The organism is Pseudoalteromonas sp. S4741 (assembly GCF_005886135.1).
GTDB classification, from domain to species: domain Bacteria; phylum Pseudomonadota; class Gammaproteobacteria; order Enterobacterales; family Alteromonadaceae; genus Pseudoalteromonas; species Pseudoalteromonas tetraodonis.
Genome location: NZ_PNCN01000107.1, coordinates 1 through 22,574 on the forward strand (window position 1 = coordinate 1; position 22,574 = coordinate 22,574).

At 39.0% G+C, this 22,574-nt stretch carries 14 protein-coding genes and 2 tRNA genes; 1 reads left to right on the forward strand and 15 read right to left on the reverse strand.

The features are described from left to right. Positions 1 to 257 precede the first annotated feature (257 nt). The gene (locus CWC30_RS14090; protein ID WP_138627406.1) at positions 258 to 2,429 is read left to right on the forward strand and encodes a M3 family metallopeptidase; all 2,172 of its coding nucleotides are present in this window, start codon (positions 258 to 260) and stop codon (positions 2,427 to 2,429) included. 306 nt (positions 2,430 to 2,735) lie between these two features. Here CWC30_RS14090 and CWC30_RS14095 read toward each other — a convergent pair whose 3' ends face one another. From CWC30_RS14095 to CWC30_RS14165, 15 genes are all read right to left on the reverse strand, one after another. After that, positions 2,736 to 3,551 carry a hypothetical protein gene (locus CWC30_RS14095; RefSeq protein WP_138627407.1) on the reverse strand — a complete coding sequence of 272 codons (816 nt, stop codon included), beginning with the start codon at positions 3,549 to 3,551 and terminating at the stop codon, positions 2,736 to 2,738. A gap of 2 nt (positions 3,552 to 3,553) precedes the next feature. Beyond that, positions 3,554 to 4,030, reverse strand: coding sequence for a hypothetical protein (locus CWC30_RS14100; RefSeq protein WP_138627408.1), 477 nt, complete (start codon positions 4,028 to 4,030; stop codon positions 3,554 to 3,556). Further along, complete coding sequence (locus CWC30_RS14105) at positions 4,031 to 4,681, reverse strand: hypothetical protein (protein ID WP_212746081.1); 651 nt, start codon at positions 4,679 to 4,681, stop codon at positions 4,031 to 4,033. A 14-nt stretch (positions 4,682 to 4,695) separates the two neighbouring features. Continuing rightward, positions 4,696 to 7,701 (reverse strand): ATP-binding protein, encoded by a 3,006-nt coding sequence (locus CWC30_RS14110; RefSeq protein ID WP_212746082.1) that lies wholly within the window; start codon positions 7,699 to 7,701, stop codon positions 4,696 to 4,698. 1 nt (position 7,702) lies between these two features. Continuing rightward, positions 7,703 to 8,329 carry a hypothetical protein gene (locus tag CWC30_RS14115; protein WP_138627409.1) on the reverse strand — a complete coding sequence of 209 codons (627 nt, stop codon included), beginning with the start codon at positions 8,327 to 8,329 and terminating at the stop codon, positions 7,703 to 7,705. Between the two features lie 16 nt (positions 8,330 to 8,345). Continuing rightward, the gene (locus CWC30_RS14120) at positions 8,346 to 11,141 is read right to left on the reverse strand and encodes an acetate and sugar kinases/Hsc70/actin family protein (protein WP_138627410.1); all 2,796 of its coding nucleotides are present in this window, start codon (positions 11,139 to 11,141) and stop codon (positions 8,346 to 8,348) included. Positions 11,142 to 11,312: 171 nt separating this feature from the next. Beyond that, positions 11,313 to 12,005: an amino acid adenylation gene (locus CWC30_RS14125; RefSeq protein ID WP_138627411.1), complete on the reverse strand. Its 693-nt coding sequence runs from the start codon at positions 12,003 to 12,005 to the stop codon at positions 11,313 to 11,315. 472 nt (positions 12,006 to 12,477) lie between these two features. Further along, positions 12,478 to 13,635, reverse strand: a complete 1,158-nt coding sequence (locus CWC30_RS14130) for a restriction endonuclease subunit S (RefSeq protein ID WP_138627412.1) — start codon at positions 13,633 to 13,635, stop codon at positions 12,478 to 12,480. Then, positions 13,632 to 15,212 (reverse strand): type I restriction-modification system subunit M, encoded by a 1,581-nt coding sequence (locus CWC30_RS14135; protein ID WP_138627413.1) that lies wholly within the window; start codon positions 15,210 to 15,212, stop codon positions 13,632 to 13,634. Before CWC30_RS14135 ends, CWC30_RS14130 begins: the two co-directional genes overlap by 4 nt. Positions 15,213 to 15,477: 265 nt before the next feature. Further along, on the reverse strand, positions 15,478 to 16,089 hold the full coding sequence (locus tag CWC30_RS14140) for a virulence RhuM family protein (RefSeq protein WP_249929877.1): 612 nt from the start codon (positions 16,087 to 16,089) through the stop codon (positions 15,478 to 15,480). Next, on the reverse strand, positions 16,090 to 19,533 hold the full coding sequence (locus CWC30_RS14145) for a DEAD/DEAH box helicase family protein (RefSeq protein WP_138627414.1): 3,444 nt from the start codon (positions 19,531 to 19,533) through the stop codon (positions 16,090 to 16,092). Between the two features lie 70 nt (positions 19,534 to 19,603). Continuing rightward, a complete protein-coding gene (gene csm6 / locus CWC30_RS14150) occupies positions 19,604 to 20,740 on the reverse strand; it encodes a CRISPR-associated ring nuclease Csm6 (protein WP_138627415.1) in 1,137 nt (378 codons plus the stop codon). A gap of 182 nt (positions 20,741 to 20,922) precedes the next feature. After that, positions 20,923 to 21,012, reverse strand: a tRNA-Ser gene (locus CWC30_RS14155). 166 nt (positions 21,013 to 21,178) lie between these two features. Continuing rightward, entirely contained in the window at positions 21,179 to 22,219 is a 1,041-nt protein-coding gene (gene nadA / locus CWC30_RS14160; RefSeq protein ID WP_138627416.1) for a quinolinate synthase NadA, read from the reverse strand. Between the two features lie 150 nt (positions 22,220 to 22,369). After that, positions 22,370 to 22,445, reverse strand: a tRNA-Lys gene (locus tag CWC30_RS14165). Positions 22,446 to 22,574 lie beyond the last annotated feature (129 nt).

The following is a 22,574-nucleotide window of genomic DNA, read 5'->3' on the forward strand; positions in this document are numbered from 1 at the left end:
CTTATGTGCAGCTCAGGTTAGATAGGTAAATAAATTAAGCATCGCTTGTGTATTTAAGTCACTCAACGCCCCTCCTATTTACTGCTTTATATTTTACTCGCTCGTCAAAAAATGCACTATGGGGCATATAACTTAACAGCTCGTCGCAGTTAATTAAGACTTTATCGCAACCTAAGTATAGTTACATTTAAGTCAACGTACTCTTACATGAATAATGACAAGGTAACGACAGGTTACAATAATAAGAGAATTTAAATATGAAAACTTTACTCGCCACGGCAATCAGCTCTGCGTTATTACTTTCGGGCTGCTCTGAGCCAAATGTAAACGCTGACAACAAACAGCAAACTACTGCGCAAAGTGTTTCAGCGCAAGCACAACAAGCTACCAACCCATTATTAGAAAAAAGCACACTACAGTACGAAACCCCTGACTTTGCAGTCATCAAAGATGAGCATTTTTTACCTGCCTTTAATCAAGGTATGGCGCAGCAAATGGCGCAAGTACAAAACATTATTAATAACACAGCCCCTACGACTTTTGAAAACACCATCGTGGCACTTGAGCAAAGTGGCGAGTTATTAACGCGTGCAAGCAGCATTTTTTACAACCTTGCGGGCTCTAGCTCAAACCCAACGCGTCGTGAGCTTCAAAAAGAACTTGCACCAAAGCTTGCAGCGCACAGAGACAACATCTTTTTAAATGATGCGTTATTTAAAAAAGTAGCCACACTTTTTGATAAAATAGACTCTTTAGCATTAACAGCGCAAGAAACACGACTATTAGACGTTTACTATAAACGTTTTGTGCGCTCAGGCGCTCAGCTTAATGATGAACAAAAGCAGCAAATACGTGATATTAACTCATCGCTATCAACTTTAACGACACAGTTTTCACAAAACTTACTTGCGCTAAGTAAAAGTAATGTTGTCATCGTAAAAGACCAAAAAGAGTTAGCTGGCTTATCGGCAGGTCAAATTGAACAATTTGCTAATGCAGCCACAGAAGCCGGCCACGAAGGGCAGTATTTAATTAAAATCACCAATACCACTCGCCAGCCTGTTTTAGCTTCATTACAAAACCGTGATTTACGCGAGAAAGTGTGGCGTGCATCTTCAGAACGCGCGCTAGATGGTGAATTTAGTAATCGCGACATTGTTGCGCAACTAGTTAAATTAAGAGCACAAAAAGCAAAGCTACTTGGCTACAACAGCTGGGCTGAATTTAGTTTAGAGTCGCAAATGGCTAAAAAACCACAAGCTGTATTTGATATGTTTGCTAGCATGGTGCCAAGGCTAACTCAAAATGTAGCGTTAGAAGCTGCCGATATTCAAGAAAAAATAAATGCATCTGCAGAGCAGTTCGAACTTAAACCATGGGATTGGTTATATTACGCCGAGCAAGTACGTCAAGATAAGTACAACCTTGATGAAAAAGCAGTAAAAGAATATTTTGAGTTTAACCGTGTATTAGAAGACGGTGTATTCTTTACCATGAATCGTTTGTATGGCATTACATTTAAGCCACGTAACGATCTACCTGTGTATCACCCAGATGTAAAAGCATATGAAGTATTTGACGCAAATGGTGAAAGCCTAGCTATCTTTTTTGCTGATTATTTTGCGCGTGAAGGTAAACGTGGCGGCGCATGGATGAGCTCGTTTGTTAAACAGTCTGGTTTGCATGGGCAAAAACCTGTTGTCGTGAATGTTATGAACATTCAAAAAGGCGCCAAAGGTGAGCCGACACTTATTAGCTACGATGAAACAACCACTATGTTCCATGAGCTTGGCCATGGCTTGCACGGTATGCTTTCAAAAGTAAAATACCCTACCTTATCTGGTACGTCAGTATCAAGAGACTTTGTTGAATTCCCGTCTACGTTTGAAGAAGATTGGGCAATGCACCCTGAAGTAATTGCTAACTATGCTAAACATTATCAAACAAGCGAGCCGATTCCGGATGAATTACTTGAAAAAGTAATTAAATCAAGAAGCTTTAACCAAGGTTTTGATACATTAGAATATGTATCTGCCGCTTTATTAGATATGGAATGGCATTCATTACCGGCAGATGCCCCACTGCAAGATATTGAAAAATTTGAGCAAGATGTTTTAACAAAACACGGCGTTAACGTGCCATTTGTGCCGCCGCGTTATAAGTCTGCATTCTTTTCTCATTCAATGGGGGGCGGTTACTCTGCAGGCTACTATGCCTACATGTGGAGTGAAATTTTAGCAGCTGACGCTTTTGCTTATGTACAAGAGCAAGGTGGCTTAAAACGTGAACTAGGTGACAAATACCGTAAAGAAATTTTAGAAGTCGGTAACTCGCGTGACCTGATGGAATCGTTTAAAGCATTTCGTGGCCAAGAGCCAGACACATCAGCCTTACTTAAACGTCGTGGTTTAACAGCCACGGTTGAATAACAAGCTGTTAGTAGAGCTTGATGGCTACATAGCCATTAAGCTCTGCTTTATGCTATTACATTAAACTTCAAACGCCCCTCAGCCATTTTTATGGGTATTAATAATTGCCCAGCAGCAAAACGAACGCCCCCACTTACCCAACCTGTTTAACCTTAGCCGAGCATGTATACGTTAAAACATCGGCATAAAAATAATCGAGTCGCGCAAGCGATAGGCTAACAGGCTAAACTTTATGACAGGCACAAAAAAGGACGCTAAAAGCGTCCTAATATAGAATAATGGTAAAGATTTAATACTCTTAGGCAGTTAAAGTACTACTATAGATTGCTTAACTATTTTTCCAGTTTGGTTATTTACACAGCCCCTGAATAGTAATGCTTGTATCGGCCCACTCATATTTTGGCTACTGTGATGTTTTACAAAATTTTGATTATCAAACACATCACCCTCTTTAACTTGTTGTAGCTCAAACATTGGAAAGGCCAACTTGAAACGAGCAAACAATAACTCAAATAAACAAACTAATTTTTTATCGTCTTGATTACTGCCATTGTTTATTTCAGCTTTAATATAGTCCCAGAAGCTAAATATAAACTTTTCTTGAGTGCCGCAAACAACCAACCCTTTTGGTGTTGTATCTTTAAAAATATTTTTAATTGATACTTTAGTTTGTGATGAGAGCTCCTCATAAACCTCTTTAATCCTAAGGTCTTCCTCAAAGTTATCTCTGTAAAATGTAATTTTTCTTTTTAGCTCTTCATATAAACTTAAAGTTTCTGCAAGTGTTTTTTCTTTTTTTTCAAAATCAGTTAAGGCCACTGATAACTTTTCCTCAAGGTCTGATTTTTCAACATTTAAAGATCTAATTACACTTTCACTTTCAGCCAAAGCAGAGTCTTTTAGCCCCAGCATAGATCTAAGTTTTGCATTTTCTTCTTTTAACGCATCACTTTCTGCCTGCATAGCATGGCACTCATTTTGATTTGACTCTTCAACCTTATTAGGCGATAAAGTATTTGAGTGCTTTTCTGATTTTTCGAGTGTTATTGCCCAAACTTTAGTTCTAACTTCCTCATCTTCTAAGAGAGCTAAAACCTCTGTTTTTAAATTATTCTTATCCATAACTAACCTTTCTTTTTAAGCTCATTAGTCTTTTTAAGGTAATGAGCCTGTAAACCATTTGCACAGCCTTCTATGCCAATACTTTTTGCTTCGCTGGCACTATCACCTTTAATTACATCAAACGATTCTGGTTTATCATTTACGGCAGCTCTTTGAATTTCAATTGAATTTGGATAAAGCTTAATAAATGAAGAAATAGCAGCTATTCGCGCCACCAGTCTTTTTAATTCACTTTTTTCAGCCGCAAAATCGTCTGCAATAAAAATGTCAGGGTCAACATCAAATGCCTCATCATCAGAAACAACAATAAATGCTAAACGCTCATTCTCAATGTACTCAACTTTACGTTTAAATTTCTCCCAAAAGTCAGCACTCTCAATCCATAATTCACCTGAAAACCGAATATCCTCTAATTCACCCTCAATAACTCTGCACGTTCTAACTTTGCAATTTTTATTTTCAACGAAAAAGTCTGTCATTTAATTACTTAGTCCCATTACTTTATTTTCAATTTCTTCTATTGATAACTCTGGCTCTAACTTTTGGTATGCTTCTACCAAAGCCGAGCTATGTTTCGTTGTTTCATCAAGAGTAAGCTCATCGTTTAAGTAAAGATCATAATCTTCTAGTTTTAAATCATTCTCTTTGTATGCTTTAATAGTGCTAACTATCTCTTTCGTTTCAAGTTCTTGCGAAGCCACCGTAGCCATAAACTCAGGCGTAACTACTGTATCTAATTTTTCGTTAATTCCCTTTAAAGTAATAGAAGCCCCTATTGAGGAGCGAGCTAAAAGTTCTTTGTCATCTAATCTGTCAAATTTATCCTTATCAAAGGGAACATTATTGTTTAGGTGGTCAATATATTCATTGATTGAGTCAAAGTCTTCTGGTTTTTTTTCACTTAAAATGGCCTTTTCGCCTAGTTCTGCAAGGCTATCTTCTGGCCGAATAATACCTAACGAAACACCTACACTTCTAATTGCATCTGTCACTTTAGCTGCGAGTGAAACACCTAAACTAGCAATACTGGTTGCTGATTTTACAACGCTATTACCAATACTTGAGGCAACACTGCTTATAACACTACAAGCACTGCTAACAACGCTACACACACCACTCCAAAATCCCATAAAAATTTCCTTAGTTAAACGTTAATACTCTTGTTGGTTGATAACGCATTTTTCTGCTCCAAAGTAAATGCTGCATCAGGGTTTAGCTTGACCTCAGATAAGTAATGGCCTAAACAATTACTTCTAAAGTCTATCTCTTTTATATTTTCTTTTGATTCAGCAAGAGGTTTATAACAAGAGGCAAGAATATATTGGTGCATAAACTCAACGCCATAACTTTGAATGTAGTTATGTAGCGCGCTATTAGATTTTCGTTTCTTTAATGTTTCAACCCAAGCTAATAGCGGATTTCCCTGGAGAATATCCTGAATTACCTCACCTGAAGGAGGGCTTTCTAATAGTTCTAAACCTTTTATTAAACCTGACTTGTAATTATCTGCGTAATATTGAAGCGCTATTTTTCTAATATTATCGGGGTCAACATCTGTTTCTTCTGTTGTGCTAACAAACTCTTTTATTTGTACCTGCAAGGGTTTTGTCGTGCCCGAACTAGATAGAATTACGCGCCCTGGTTCAAGGTTAGATAAAAAGTCTTTTTGCTCATCAGATAAAGCCATAGTATTTCCAACGGCTTCTTTATCGTCTTGTGCAAAAAGTTTATGAATAATTTTTGTATTGGTGTTTTTTAAAACTTCTGGTGTTAGCTTATTTGGAATTTGGTCAACAATGATCAGCGACTCACCATACTTACGCACTTCTGCCAACATATCAGAGAAGGTTTCAACCCCCTGTTTTTTATTTGAGCTATCCCCAGCCTCAAATTTAGATAATAACCTATGCGCCTCTTCAATTAACGTAATGTGTCTAAACTTCCCGCCATGTTTACGATACTCTTCGTGATTAGCACGTATAGCTTCATTTAGATTAGCTAAAACAAACCCCATTATTAAAGACTTTTCACTCGGGTTACGTATTTCTTCAAGTTCTAAAATTACATTGCGTTTAGCTAAATCTTTAAAATTTATTGACCGCGGTGTATTTAGCATTTGACCTTTAGAGCCTATCAGTAATCCTTGTAAGCGGGCTTTTATTGAACCTACATAATCCTGTTTTAACCTATCATCAAAGCCCTGTTCACTTACAACGACCTCTGTCATATCAATTAATTCTGCGAGTGTAGGGAACGCATACACACCAGGCGCAAATGGGTCGTCATAATAGCTATTTTTAGAGTTAGCGATATTCCAACCTTTCGCTTCATAGCACCGATAAATAGCAGCTTCTATTAATTGTGGTATTGCAGCTTCCATGTCAAAAGCCGACTCTATGCTCGCCTTTATCATATCAACTCTAGAGGTAATATTTTCATGAGGGAAAAACTCAAAAGGATTGAGCCTGAAGGGCGCTACACTGTCATTACCCAAGGTAAAAATTAAAATGCTTTTATCTTTTTTTGTTAGTACTCTGTATTCTGTTTTAGCTGGCTCAATAACTAAAAATGGCATTTGAGCTGAGTGTAATAATCGATGGCAGGTTGTTGTTTTACCACTTCCTGTAACACCTGCTATAAACGTATGTTTGTCTAGGTCACGCTTATCTATACTTATTTCTGTTTTTTGCTTTAAACCACTTTTAACTAAGTTACCCAAAAAGAGTTTGTTTTCATCACTGGCCTGTTGCGTCATATTCAAACCAAACTCAACTTCTTCTTTTAAAGTTAACCCCACGACTTCTTTTTGAGGTAAGCCAGCAACAACACTCAATTCATTGGTAGAGAGCCAGTTACATAAGTATCGGTTAAAAGGATTTTTAGAAAGCAAAAGATTTAACTGATGAATATTTTTATCACTTTTCGCAGCATCAGCGCTTGCTGCTTGTATTGCAGGTAATTGAAAATTCTTTAATGTAGAAATTTCATTTTTAACGGTCAATTTTTTAAGTTGTAAAGGTGACTTATTTGCCTCTTCACCCGAAAATATTGATTTTGCAGTATTTCCTAACTTTAAAACACTGGCCTCAGAATTCGATAATAAGTAAATATTAGACAGATAAAGCCCTTTGTTTTTGCCTATTTGAATACGCTTTAATAATACCTCATCAATATAATTCACCCAGTCCTGTAATGTTTTATCGGAAAACTCTCGAGATTCACTAGATGAACTACCTGTTTGCTCCGATGTATTTGTTCCTCGGTTACTGCCTGTAGCCGTTGATTCTGAAGTACCTTTAGTCGTACTTTCATTACCATTTATATGACGATTATGGTCGGTTTCAGAAAAACCTGATGATGACTGTTTACTGCCTTCGCTGTTATTGGTCCCTTTGTTTGTAGTAACCGATTTACCCGTATTAGTTGTTACAGATTTACCGTCATTTGTACTGGTTGTTTTAGTGGTACTAGCACCTTCAGAGGCTCCTTCTGTCTTAGCCTTATTTGTTCCGTCTTGAATACTTTTTTTAGACAAAGGCAATAGTTTGTCATAAATTTCATGTAACTGCCCTTCTAGTTCATTTACTTCAGCCAGTGAAAGAGGGTCAGCCAAAACAGCCAAGCAGAACTTATCGCCACTCATTATGTCAACCAAGCGGTCAACACCTTGAAACTGCTCGTTATCTTCATGAACACTTGGCACACCTTCAAGCTTGGAGATTTTAGAAAAGGCATCAACGTCGCTTTTAACTTGCTTGCGTTCATATTTATCAAGCTTTTTGACTATACTGCCTCTAAAGTTTCCCTCTAAAGAGGGTTTTAAAATACTTTCACCTATATCGTCAACATCAAGCGATAAATCCCCTTTGTAACGTTTATCTTTTGCAATACCAAATAAAAACTTAACACTTTCTCCATCACCAATAAGTAAATAAAGAAAAAGAATGCCTTCAATATTTAACGAATTTAGTACATTCTCAAATGCCTCTTTTCGGGGGAGTTCTTCATCAAAAGTTACTTCTTTAATGTGGTAAAGTGAAAATTCATGTTCAGCTAATAAAAATGGCTTTTCGATAGCTGGTACTTGCACTTTTCCATCATCACTATTTGCTTTTAAAAGCTCAACAAGCGATTTTTTTATCCTTGCCATTTTAAAAGTTCTCCATAACAGCTTGTTCGGCTTCTTGTTGAGTCATAGTTGGTTCAGCATTTTTATAAGCGCTAACCAAGCAATCACTATGGCGTTTGGTTTCATTCAATGATAATTGGCCGTCTCTGTAAGCTTCTATTTGCTCTAAATTTAAGCCACTGCCTGAATACGCTTTAATAATCTCAAAAACTACTTTTGAGCCTACACCTATCTCAACTACTTTATTTAAAAATGGTATAGAGATATCGGCCCTTAATTCAGTGTTTAAAGCTTTCAGTAAAATAGCACTCCCTATCGCCTGACAAGCTAAAACATCTGTTGGTTCATCAGTTAGCGCTACTTCTGTTACATCATTACGTAAGTAATCGATATAATCATTAATTTGATTAAAGTCTTCAGGTGTTTTATCGGCAGAGATCGCTTTAGCGCCTAGTTCATTAACGCTTTCATTGGGTTTAAGAACGCTAGATGCAATACTTACTTGCTCGATAACTTGAACCACCTTAGGTAAGTTTTCACCTACAGCTTTTAATACCATAGGTGCGGTTCTAGCTATCATTGGCCCCAGGGTCGAAGCGAGTTTACTAATTGTTGTTATTATCGTCGGGATAAGAGTGGGAGCTAACATAATCTTCCTTAAATAATTAAAGCTCTAGGCTTTGAGGTTCATTTAAATAAATATTCTTTTTAATATCAACCTCATCAGCTATAACGTACTCAATCTGAGTAGGTGATGTAATTCTTATAAATACCATTGCATCATCATCGGTCAAATCAAGTTTGATACTCTTCTTTTTAATACTGTCATCTGCAGCAAGTACATTACCCGTACTTGAAGTAGGTTGTTCTGAGTAATAAAGTTCAAATTTTTGATACCCTGCATCAATAAACTCTATCCATTCATTAAACTTATTTTCGCGGTCAACAATAGGTTTAAATTTACCCTTCCTATTTTCGCCTAAATAATATTTAAAACGAATATCCTCACCATTAACATTGCGATCAATAACCTTAATATTGCCGCCTTCTCGTGATTCAATTAGGCCAAAAGCTACGCCTGTTTTGCCCGTTGGCTTTTCTATATTTTTTTTATCTGCACCAAGTGGTGCAAATAATTCAAAATGACTTTGCTCCTCAGTTCCTATTTCTTCATCTTGCAACGCAATATGCTTTTTAAATAACGATGTAACAAAGCTTGATTGGCTTGAATTACCGGCCAAAAATATATTTACATTTTCTATGTCATTAAGCTGTGCTTCACTGTGGCTAAATGCCAAACGTAAAGCATCAAAAAAGTTTTCGACCCCACGTTCGATTCGATCTGAAAGCAATTGCCTTAACTCTTCTTCATCAACAACTAAGTTAAAAGCTGAATGCTGAATACCACTACTATCGGTTAGTGTAATACTTAAAGAGTCTGATGAATCAATACTAAAATCATCATGCTCCTCCCAAAATGGACGAAGCGCAATACACAACTTCTTCGTATTGTTTTTGGCTTCTTGTGAATAACTTAATAACTGCTCACTTCCCGCAAACGCATCTTTTTCAGGGTGTTTCTCAAATTGAATACCGGCTTCTAACAGCGCTACTTTATTTTTCTTAAATACTTCAAACGCCAAAAGCTCAAGTAAATTCTCGCCCCCTAAAAATTTGTCTCCTCCTGCCCCAAAATGCTCTATCACATAGTCAAAACGGCGCTCTTTGGCTCCTTGCGCTTCTCTAAAAATACCAAAGTCAAAATCAGTGGTGCCGCCACCAAAGTCAAATACACCATAAAAAATACGCTCATCGTCTACAGGGTCAAAGTTATGAGCTTTAAATGCTGTTAATGCGTAAGCTGCCGGTTCGCTTGCTCCTTTTGTTACTGTTAACTGCTCAATGGCATCAGCGCCTAGCTCACTCGGTAGAGATTTTTTAATGCCTCTTTCAAAGCTTTCGATTATTTTATCGCGCACTGGCATTTCGTAAGTCACAGGGAATGAGAGAATGTAATCCATAAAAATGCCATTATTTAAATTGTTAATGTACAAACCTAAATAGTAGGCATAAATTTCAATCGGGTTAAAGTCATCCTCTGTAAGTTCTAAAAACGGGGGTAAGTCAATCACTTTACCTTGTTGACCTACTACTTTTAGTTTTCTGTTTTTATCGCCTGCCCACTGTTTTATTTCATCTAAAAATGTATTGAATTTACTAGAATCCGTTCCTTCCATTGCATTTTTTGCGGTATGTGAAATTGTTAAATCTTGCCAGCGTGTATAAGGTTTGTTGGCTTTTTCACTATAAGCAGTAATAAAGGTGTTAAGATCTCTAAATTCCATAATAGTTGGGTTTTCATAATGATGAGCTTGTATATCTTTGCTTAAATCGCCTGTACCAATACGCATAGGGTGGATATTCACATTATCTTTTTGATACACCACAACGGTACTTTTTGTGCCAAAGTCGATTGCCACAACACCATCGTTAATACTCGATTTTGGATCTCGAGCAACCATCGGGGTGGGTAAATCAATAACTTGCTCAGCATCACTATCTAGCTCCTCGGTCCATAAAGACCAATGACCAAGCTCGGTATCTTCGAGTATTTTTTCTTGATAAGGGGCAATATCAGCGCGAATAAAGTCATCTAAAAGCAAAGTGTTAGTTATTTTTTGATGTATCAGTTGCTCTAAAACCTGTATTTTATCTTTAAGCTGTTCAACCGCTGCTTTATTGTTGTAATTTAGTGCAACAATTAAAGCTTTATATATTACATTACTATTTAAAAGCACTGGTGTTAAGCCTTTATATATTGACTCTATGAATAAGGCTTTTGCATCTGTCATTGAACTTTTAAAAGCTAGAAAAGGAATACATACTCCATCATTATATGTGCTGGCACTATTAATACCATTTCCTGCATGATGCCCATATACATTTTTACTGTCTGAATATAGTCGAATCTTTGAACCCAAATAGTAACTGGATACTGAATTATTGAAGCTCGGAAATGGGGCTTTTTCATTTAATTGATGAATGCACATTAACGCACTTTTTTTGGGTACCTTCCACTTATTAAAAGGATCTATAAGAGTGCTCCTTATGTGTTTAGTAACTTCATCAACTCTAGCACCATTCGGAAATGGTTTATGTAGACCATCTGAATCTTTTTCTCTAATAACCCAGCAACCATTTGCACTTTTATCAAGAAAGATATCACGTTCAAAGCTGACCCAACGGGCTGCCTTAAACTCACTTTCAACAACCGAATAACATAAATTTAAAGCGTTAAGTAATGGCTTATTTTTATTGGCTTGACCATTTATGAACGCAGCGATTTCCTCTTGCATTGTTGCATCTAAATTCGCCACCATGTTGCCAAACGACGAATCTAACCCTTTTTGCTGTGCTTCTTTATTTGACAGTGTCCATTGAGAAATTATTTTTGTATCCATTATTCTTCCTATATTTTTATGTCTTGCTTTTACACTGCGTTATCTTATTAAAATCGCTTAAGGTGTTTAAGTTAAAGTGTGTTTAAGACGTAATCTTCAGATAACTTCTCAAGCATATTCTCAACTCTCTGACTATTTCATTTCACAAGCTTGTGAAAACTTAGTTTGGCTTTAGTCTTTTTTGTAATCACTAAAATTAATGATATTACTGTTATCAATTATACCGTTTAATGAGTCATCATCATGTTGTTGAACAGTGACAAGCGATTGGCAATAATGTAATAAACGCTCTATGGGTATAAACTTTTCTTTTCGGCCAGTTGTTTTATTAGTAATACGTTTAGCTTGGGTGTTTAAATAAATAGCTAACTCAATGGCAAGGTCTTTAGGTAACTCATAAAGCCCTTCTTCTTGTAGTGTTTGGGTAACCCAAAGTGCGGCGTCGCTAATATGGCCGCTTATGCTTAAATCGGTATTTTTAACCCAATGCGGAGAAAACTCTATTTTAGATAGTTCACTCAACAGCACCGCTATGTCGCTGCGTGGTATTAGCTGATAAACCTCAAGCGTTTCTGCCATCATTAATTGCCACTCATATTGTAGGCACTGCGTTAACTCTTCTTGCGATAGCTTTAAACTAACCGGTATAAAAAACGTAAAACGGCTATTCGCCTCACAAACAATGATTGTTTTTTCATGAGATTTATAGCTGTTATCAATAATCTGTAATTGCCAGTTAAAGCAATTTTTATCGCTTATGCGGGTATTTACCCCCGCTTGTTTTCCTGGTTCATGTGGCAGGCGAGGTAAATCGGCTTTGAGGTATTTGTTAAGTGCGTTTGAGGCGTTTAGACAAAATAACATTTATTTTTTAACTCTTTTATTTTTGAGATTGATTAATTACAGTGATATTTCAACTAACTATTCCCCACACCAATAGCGAATATAGACCTGAGCCAACCGACTTTTGAAAACTTGAATAAAGCCAATCACTCCTCCAACTAACCCATGCTTAAGGGAATTAAAGTGGGCATAATTCACTGGCTGCCAATAATCATGCTTATCACGAATGGTATGAACCCAAAACGTCGGATGACGCCTGCGACTTATCCAACCTACATAATTGAGTTAAAAACGTAGGTTGGTTAAGTGGCGAAGCCACACCACCCAACATTAACAAATAACCCGACGTACGGCCGTTTATTTGTGCCTGCATTTTTTATTTATCCTTACGCAAAAAGTAAGCAGCTTGTTTTAAAAGCTGAACGTCGGTTATGTTTTTATTTAAATCACGTTGGGTCATTTAACATCCTTGTTCTTGTTTTTATAAATCGCGCTATAGTTCGCCAGCGAAAGCTTTTTGGCTTAGTGAGTCAAACAACTCCACCTTTTTTAAACTTAAATTCGGATCTAATAAATTTCCATTTTTAACTTTTTCAACAATAGCAGAAAACTTAAGCTGCTCTTTAAAAGTCGGAACTGGAATACTAGCTTCTCGTATAACTTTTAAGCTCAAAAATTTTTGCGCCCCACCTTTAGAATTTTCTCCTAAAAGTTTCGACTTGAAACCTTCATGGTTAAATAAGTACTCTAAAAATCTTCCCGATAATTTATTAGGGCTAGACTTAACCAAAGCAACATTTTTCATGCTGAATGCTTCAGTTAATGAGTTAAAGCATGCGTTACCTGTACCAGCACCTATGTTCGTCAAAAGTAAATCTCCATATTCGGGATTACAGCGATTATATATTTCTTCATGAACATATTGGGTTACATACTTTAGGTCGGTTAAGTCTAATTTAAACGGTCTGATATTTTTTCCTGTAACGAATTTAACTCCTTCGTTCACTTTACTTGGTGTGTCATGAGTGCCATCAGTAATCTTAGTTGCTACATCATTCAATTGTTTAACTTCCCAGCCCATTGGATTGGTGACAGGATCGCCGAACATATCTAGGAATACGCTGCGGAGGAAGTCGTCGGCGAGTTGGGTGGCTTGTTGGCGTTTGCGGCGGATGGCGTCGGCTTTATCTAAAATCGCGGCAATGCGTTTTTGTTCTTCAAGTGGTGGTAAAAGCATTGGATAAGCTTTCAATGCATTCATATCAACACCACTTTGACCTGCTGTCCTCTGCGACAACCCATCGATTAAGCGAAACAGCTTTTCTTGTTTTAAAAAATAAAATAAGTAGTCTCGATCTACTTTTTCACTTGGCTGCGCTTTCATTAGTGCCACATTATATGCGCCCTCTAATCCCCTTAATATCTGGAAGACAGGAGGGCCATAACGCCCAATCATTACATCATCTTTGGAGCAAAACTTCTTAGTCGAACTCTCTGGAATATAAGTTAAATTGTCGTCCGATTTATAATCTCTAATCTGTAACAATCGAACATAACCATCTTCCAATTCATATTTAAAAGTCGATTTAGGTGGTTGCGATCCGCCAATAAACGTTACAACAGAACCCAGTTCTACAACAGGCCAACTCACAACATTGCCTCCAGCTCTTTTAAATCAGCCAAAATCTCATTTTCCAATGAAACCAACTTGCCTAAAATCTCTTTTGGTGGATCGTAGCTTTCTTCCTCGTATACCACTTCTTTATAGCGGTTGATTGAAAGGTCGTATTTATTGCTAGCCATGTCGTCTTTACTGACCCAAAAGGCTTTCTGGGTTTTATCATTGCTATCGCTTGTTGCCTGAGCTTTATCGCGAGCTTTAAATTGTGCGACTAACTCTGGTAAGTCATTGGCTTTTATTGGGGTGCGTTTGTCATCCAAGCTAAAACCATCGGCTTGTACGTCGTAAAACCATACGTGGTCGGTGCTGCCACCTTTGGTAAATATAAGTATGGCGGTTGATACACCAGCGTAGGGTTTAAACACGCCACTTGGCAGTGAAATTACCGCCTCTAGCTGATTGTTGTCTACCAATAATTGGCGCAGTTGTACATGCGCTTTGGATGAGCCAAATAATACGCCATCAGGCACGATAGTGGCCGACTGCCCGCCTATTTTTAACATGCGTTCAATAAGGGCAACAAACAGCAGCTCGGTTTTTTTAGTTTTTACTTTACGTAATAACTCGGGGCATACGTCTTCTTCGTCTAGGCTGCCTTTAAATGGCGGGTTGGCGAGGATTATGTCGTACCCTTCTTTGGCCTTTTGCGGGTAATGCTCTTTAAAGTTTTGGCTTAGGGTATCTTGATAATGAATGCCCGGTTGTTTAATGCCGTGCATTACTAAGTTCATGGCGGCTACGCGTAGCATGGTGGCGTCAAAGTCAAAGCCGTTAAACATGTGAGCATCTATGTGGCTGCGCTGCTCTGGGGTTATTAAATCACCTGAGTACAGCAGGTTTTCAAGCGGTTTGCCGCTATCATCACATTGTACGTTGCCATCTACATCAAGCACGGGCTCACGGTCGATGCCCTCGGCTGATGTGTATTTTTGTAATAGGTATTCGTAACTTACCGATAAAAAGCCACCGGTGCCGGTTGATGGGTCACAAATTTGGCTGGTAACATCTGGGTCCATCATTTCGACCATGGCGCGTATAATGTGGCGCGGCGTTCTAAATTGGCCGTTTATGCCTGCGGTGGTGAGTTTGCTAAGCAAGTATTCGTACAAATCGCCTTTGGTGTCTGAGTTTTCCAGTGGTAGGTCGTTGACCATTTCAACCGCTTTTACCAATAAGCTTTGCTTTTGGATCATCAATTGCGCGTCTTTCATAAACTCGTTAAATATCGCGCCTTCTGGCGATACGTCGTCTGAGGTTTTTGAAAAGTACGGAAACAGCTCATCTTTAACCAGTTTGTATAACTCTTCGGCTCCTAAATGGCGCAGGTTTTGCCAACGAATGTGTTGCTCTGCGTCGCTAAAGCGGCGATTAAATGGCTGCTTAGTACGGGCGCTGCGTTTTTCGTCGGCTTGCTCGTTCATGTCGAGCATACGGGCGTACATTAAAAAAGTAATTTGCTCTACTACGGTCAGCGGGTTAGTTATTCCGCCTGTCCAAAATTCTTCCCATAGTTTGTCTATTTTACTTTTTAAAGGTCCGGTTATCATAGTTTTCCTAGTGTGAGCGGCTTATTGCGCTCATTGTGTTAATTAATTTTTTATATGGCATTGTTGGATGCCGCTTTGGCTTATCCAACATCGTCGGATGGCGCTTTGCCTTATCCAACACCGTCGGATGGCGCTTTGCTTATCCGACCTACGTTTTGTGCTATTTCAGTTTGGCTTAATAAATTTTCGATTAATTGCACCTAGGCCGCTGTTACGCTCTTGTGCAAATAGCTTAGTGGCTTCACCTTTGTTTATAAGGTTTTGCTTAAGCTGAGTAATTGCGGCTTTTGCAATCATTAAGTGGTGTAAGTGCGCCGCCTAACTCCCCTTTTGGAGAATTAAGTAGTCCTTCATCGTACTGTTGTAGCCATAAAAAGGTTTGCGTGTAACTGGCAATTATATCTACTAGCCCTGCACCAAACTCACTGTTTTGTGGCAAAACAGCAATACGTTTAACGAGTTGTAATGCGTTATCTAGCTCTGTTGCGTTTTGTGCTAATCGCTCTTGATTTAAGGTGTAGCCTTTTAATAAATGCTGCTTTAACGTTTTAGTTGCCCACTGGCGAAAGCGTGTTGCTTGGGTTGAGTTAACGCGGTAGCCCACAGATATTATTGCATCAAGGTTGTAGTGTTTTAATTTACGTTTTACTTTGCGTTTACCCTCTTGGCGAACTACCGAGTAATCCTCGGTAGTTGCGTTTTCATCAAGTTCACCTGATTGATATATGTTTTTTAGGTGTAAACTAATGTTGTCGGTTGATGTTTTAAACAGCTCAGCAAGCTGAGATTGCGATAACCAGATACTTTCTTGCTGCACTTGCACTGCTAACTGTAGGCTACCATCTTCATTTTGAAACACTTCTACTTGATTAGCCATTTACACTATCACTTCTTTATCTACCGTTTGGTTTTTATCACCCAATTGTACATCAAACTGCTTAATAAATTGCTCTATTACGTCGGCTTGTTGCTGGCTAAATACGCCATCGAGCCCCATGTCGTGTATTTGAGTAAAAGGTGCATCGTAAAGCTGGGCTATTTCGATAGCGCCGTGGCGAATTAGGTGGTTTTTTAGCATACCAATAAAGCGCTGTTGCTTGGCATTTACATGGGTGTGTATTTGCTGCACAAAGGTTGTAAAGCTCTGCTCTATGGCGTTTTTATCCATGCCGACTATGGTACGCAATATTTTGTCTAAGCTAGCGGTTGATTCGGGAAAAAACTCTTTTAATGTATTTAAATCAACACTTGGGTTTTGCGTATGTACTAACGAGCTTAATTGCGCTAAGTCGGCTTCGGTTACTGGTTCGCCGTTGCGAATTTTTTTAAGTACGCTGTCGGTTTCAAATAACGGGGTGAGTGTTTTTTCAACCTCTTGGCGATATATTTGATAATCTATAGAGACTATTTTTGTAAGCCTATCAGCCTCTTTAATTTGGTTTGTGTCTTCTTTTATGTCGAGCACAAAATCACTTGTTGGCGGCTTCACGCTTTTATTACGTAGGTGAATAATACTGCGCAAATTAATACGACTTTGCTCAAGCGCTGCATGGGTTAAATATTGCCAATATTGCTCGGTTTGTATGTCAGCTATAGCTGGTGCTTTGCTACGCACTTCGTTTAAGTGCATTTGTAGCGATTCAACCTTGTTCATTATGCTTTGTTTAGCTAAATCGATTTGGCTGGCGTCGGTAAGTAATAGGGTTTGAATAGTGGTTAGCTCAGAATCAAATTTGTACGCTTCACTTTGCCCCATAATATTGCGCCATTGCATAAGCGGCGCAACTTTTTCGAGCAAGTCGCTTACTGTTTGCGGTGCAAATTGATTAAGACGTTTAAGGTCTTTATAGGTTTCGACCACTTGCCAATTGTCGCGTACCGATATCGACTCCATTGGCAGTAAGCAAATATCGTCGTGAATTAATTTTATTGTTTGGTCAAATACATCCATATTGGCTTTTTTAAGGGCGGTTTGTGCAAGGGTTACCCGCGCTTCAAATAGCTTTTGCAGTAACGATTTGGCTTGTTTTACGTCTTCTTCTTCTGGGTTTTCATCAAAGTATTCAAAGTTTGCCCAGTGATCGAATATTAAAAAGTGAGTTTTGTGCTTGCCAGGGCCATAAAGGTTTTCGCATAAGCGTGTACCACGGCCAATCATTTGCCAAAATTTTACTTTTGATTTTATGGGTTTTGCAAAAACCAGGTTTACACATTCAGGTACGTCTATACCGGTGTCGAGCATATCGACCGACACCGCAATACGCATACTGTTTTCGTCGCTTGATTTAAAGTCGTCTATTAGGCCTTCGGCGCGTTCGTACTTTGAGTGAATAACGCGGCAAAAATTAGCACCATGTTGTGGGTAAAGCTCACTAAATAGCTGCGCTAATAATTCAGCGTGGGCTATGTTACGGGCAAATATAATTGTTTTACCTGGCAGCTGGCCGTCTTTATCGCGCAGGCCTTTTTCCATTAAATTACGTAGTATTAGCCTGTTGGTGTCTTTATTTTTAATGGCTTCGTCTATTTGTTTGGCGTCAAAGTCGAGCTCGTTCGGATCAATCCCTTGCTCTTCTAATTGGGCTATTTGCTCATCGGTGAGGTTATCTTTTTTAATGCCTTCGCGTAAAAACTGCGTGGTGTAACTTACAATTTTGTAAGGCACTAAGTTGCCTTGTTCTATGGCGTCTTCGAGTGGGTAATTGGCTGTAGGCATTTTGTAGTCGCAGCCAAATAAATCACAGGTTGAGCGCGATACCATTTCTACCGGTGTGGCGGTTAAGCCTACTTCTAGCGCGTCAAAGTATTTAAAAATATCGCCATAAATATTGTAAATTGAACGGTGCGATTCGTCGGCTACTATTAGGTCAAAATGGCCTACGTCGTACTTATTCATTATACGTAGCATGCCTGGGTAGGTTGCTATAAATACACGGGCACTGGCTGCGGTGTTTTTAGCGCTTTTGCCTACAATGTGTACAGGCTCTTTGGTGTGTTCGCTAAAGGCGTTACCCGCTTGTTTACGCAGCTCTTTTCGGTCACATAAAAACAGTACGCGCTTTGCCCAACCGGCATCGAGCAGGCGCTTTGCAAGGGCAATAGATACGCGTGTTTTACCCGTGCCGGTGGCTTGCACAATAAGCGCCTTGCGGTGTTTATCGCTAAAGCGCTCACACACACGGGTTATGGTTTCCATTTGATACAAACGTCCTGCCACCGCAGTATCTATCGGCGTTTTATTTAAATCTTTTTTAAGTGTGCGCTGTTTTATTAAATACTGCAGGGAGTCTTTTGAGTAGTAACCGTATAAACCGCGGCTATTATAGCCTTGCGCGTCGTCGAGTATTTTTATATCCCAGCCGTTAGAATAAAAAATAACGGGGCGTTGCCCATATTGTTTTTCGAGCGCGTTGGCATAAAGCGTTGCTTGCTGGCGGCCTTTTTCGATATTTTCGCGGGTGCGTTTTGCCTCTATTACGGCAAGTGGTTTGCCGTCGTCATCCCATAATACGTAGTCAACATAGCCTACGCCTGTTGTTGTAGGTTGGTCGGTTACTTTTACTTCTTTGCCTACGTCTTCTGTTGATTCGTCGTCAAGTGCTACGTTCCAACCTGCATTGCGTAAATCTAAGTCGATAATGCGTTTACGGGTTTCGTGTTCGTTAAAGTTAAAGCTTGAATTAACAATTTGCTCATTTCGGGTTTTAACCTGAGTAAGCTTTTCTGCATCAATCGTTTGTTTTAGTTTTGCAGCTTGCTGCTGCGCTTGTTTTTGTGCAAGTTCTGCGGCTTCTAGTTCGTCAAGTGCGCGTTTTAAACGGGCTTGGTTTTCGGCTAGCTGCTGAGTGAGTTGTTTGTTCTTTTTAGCAAACTGAGCATCACTTTGATTAGTTGGCTGTGTTTGCTCGGGCGCTTTAAACTCGGGGCATTCTTGTTGCGTGCCATTGGCATAAGCCATAAACAAATAAGAGGCTACAAAGTAGCTTTCTTTTAATATCCAAATAGCTTGTTGTTGATCGACTTTGCCTTCGTGAGCCGCTTGGTTACCGCTTTTACGTATGGCGTGGAGCTTATCGGTTATTAAACGCGGCACGGCACTGGTAAAGTCGTCGGCGGTAAGTTTATCAAAAATATTAGAAGTGGGTAAAACAGGTAAACTAAGTTCTTTGTATAAGTAGCCTACTACTTTTTCAGCAAAGCAACGTAATTTCACCAATGCGCTTTGCGGATCGCTAATAGCATACTCTTCTGCAAATGCAGCTAACTGGTGTAGCTCTGGCCACTTAGATTGAATGTGTTCAAAGTTCATTGATTGCTTCATTCCTGATTACTTCCTTATCAACTAATTTACCATGCGTTATTATTTTTATGCGTTTGCAAGCTTGCGAATATTAAGCCGTTATATTTATTTTTATATTATGTGTTACTGCACTTAACCAGTAGCTTGTTTCAAAGCTTTGGTTATTGGAGTCAATCGCTATTTTTTTAGCAAGCTCGTTGGGTAACACCTTATTTATTTTATTATTTATGCGACTACGCGTTTGCTGCACAAAGGTTTTTTCCATTACCTTTAAATTACTGTGTAAACCATCTCTAAAATCTTCGGGCTCTATGCCAAACGTATCACGGAATATACGTAAATCACTGCTATTTTGCTGTAAAAGCATGAGGTATTCTTTGCTGTAACGCAAAGACTTTTCAAAATCACGACTTACCACTAACTGTTTATTCTCACTTTGGCTGTATTGATTTAACCATAAATAAAAGGCGGTTTCTTTTGCGGTAAGTTTAATTTCGATACCTGCAAAGGTGAGTGTTTTTGCTTTTGCGTTTACCTCTAGGATTAAATCTTTTTTATGGGCTGAGTTTAAGCTTGCGACTGTTTGGCTAAATGATGCACTTTGCATATTGGCAATGAGGGTTTCGTCGATAGATTGGCGCATTCGTACAAATGGGATCTCGGCAAGGGTTACCTTTGCATTAATACAATCAACCTGTTTACCATTTTTACCTTTAATAACTTGGCTATATGGTGTTGGATAGTAAAAGTCTTTTACAAATTCAAATTCATCATTAACGAATACATGACTGAGTGAGTCTTGCTCGCGCCCCAATAAAGACATGGCATAGCCTAAATAAAACGCCATTGTTTTACGTCCGCCCGCTATAGATGCATGAATACTAATATCGTTTTTATTGGTAAGTTCAAACACTTTACGCGTAATAAAGTCGGCCATGTAGGTTTGTTCTATTTCAGATTTTGCATCATCAATAGGTTGGCCTTTGTTGTCTTCTATTAGCCAAATATTTTCATCTTTAAGGTTTATCGCAGGCAGATCATAGTCTGCTATTAATTTAGCTAGGTGATCTTGCGTAAATAGCCCATCAGTAAGCATAGCCTTGGTGCTTTTTGTAGTAATAACAAAAATCTCTTCGGGTATAGGCTTACCCTGCTGATGAAGAGCGTAAAGCGTCTCAGTTAATACTTGAGGGCTTGCACCAGTAACTATTAGTAGTACATACTTCATCAACGATCCTTTTGTATGAGGGATCTGCATAATACATAAATTACATAGTTAATGAAACTTGTTTGAGCTCAGTGGATTAAGTGAAATAAAGTGAAGTGATTAAAACGCCCGAATACTTGCAAAAAAAAGTTTAATTTAGGGCACAAAAAAAGGACGCTAAAAAGCGTCCTAATATTGAATAATGGTGGAGGAAGAGGGATTCGAACCCTCGTTAGGGATTAACCTAAACACACTTTCCAGGCGTGCGCCTTCAGCCACTCAGCCATTCCTCCACGGTGTTGCATTGCAACAGCGCGTTATAGTATGAAATAGGTTACATAGGTGCAAGGCATTTTTAAATTTGTGCTGCTAAGTGCCTAATAATCAATCAGCAATTTACTTTAGGCATAAAAAAACGGCTAACCCAGTAGGATTAGCCGTTTTTATACGAAGTGATGTTTACTTTGCCATGTTGGCTGTAAAGTCTAACATGCGATTAAGTGACTTGAGCGCGCCTTCGCGTAAGTCCATATCTACAAATACTTCTTTACCGCTGGCATCAATCAGTGCTTCCTCAATCGCTTGTAAGCCGTTCATTGCCATCCAAGGGCAGTGAGCGCAAGTTTTACACGTAGCGCCGCTACCAGCCGTTGGCGCTTCAAAAAACTCTTTCTCTGGGCATAGTTGCTGCATTTTATAAAAAATACCGCGATCGGTGGCTACAATAAACTTTTTATTAGGCATAGTTTGCGCAGCTTTAATTAGCTGGCTTGTTGAACCCACCGCATCTGCCAGTGCTACTATTTCGGCAGGTGACTCTGGGTGAACCAATACACCTGCGTCTGGGTGTAGGGCTTTCATATCTTTAAGCGCTTTGGTTTTAAATTCATCGTGTACGATACATGCGCCGTTCCACATGATCATATCGGCGCCGGTATTTTTTTGAATGTAGCTACCTAAATGCTTATCTGGGCCCCAAATAATTTTTTCGCCTTGTTCATCTAAGTGCTCTACTATTTCAAGTGCACACGATGAGGTAACTATCCAATCAGCACGCGCTTTAACCGCGGTAGAGGTGTTAGCGTATACCACCACTTTACGATCTGGGTGTTGATCACAAAATGCTGAAAACTCATCCACAGGGCAACCAATATCTAATGAACAGGTCGCTTCAAGTGTTGGCATAACCACAGTTTTATTGGGGGTTAAAATTTTAGCGGTTTCACCCATAAAACGTACGCCTGCGACGATGATCATGTCGGCATCGTGGCGAGCGCCAAAGCGTGCCATTTCTAGTGAATCGGCTACACAGCCCCCTGTTTCTTCGGCAAGTGCCTGAATTTCAGGATCTGTGTAGTAATGAGCAACAAGTACTGCGTTTTTTTCTTGCAGTAGTTGCTTAATACGTGCTTTATATTCGCCTTGCTCGTCTTTAGTTAACGGCGCTGGCTTAGGAGGAAAGATATAACCTTCAGGCATAATAGTTTGAGCTAGACTCATGTTCTCGACCACTTCATCTACAGTGCATTAATTACGGCAAATTATACGAGAATACGCAGGTAAATAACAGCTATCTGGGCATGCTGTTTATAAATAAAAATAACAAACTAATTTAAATATAATAAGGGGAATGTTGAGATTTTTTAGAAGTGGTGGGTCATGATGGACTTGAACCATCGACCAATGGATTAAAAGTCCACTGCTCTACCAACTGAGCTAATGACCCGCTCTAAATTCTGTGTAGAATTAACATGCTGCGTAAATCCGCCGATTAAACCAATCTTTACATAAATAAAGAATGGTGGGTCATGATGGACTTGAACCATCGACCAATGGATTAAAAGTCACATCGGAA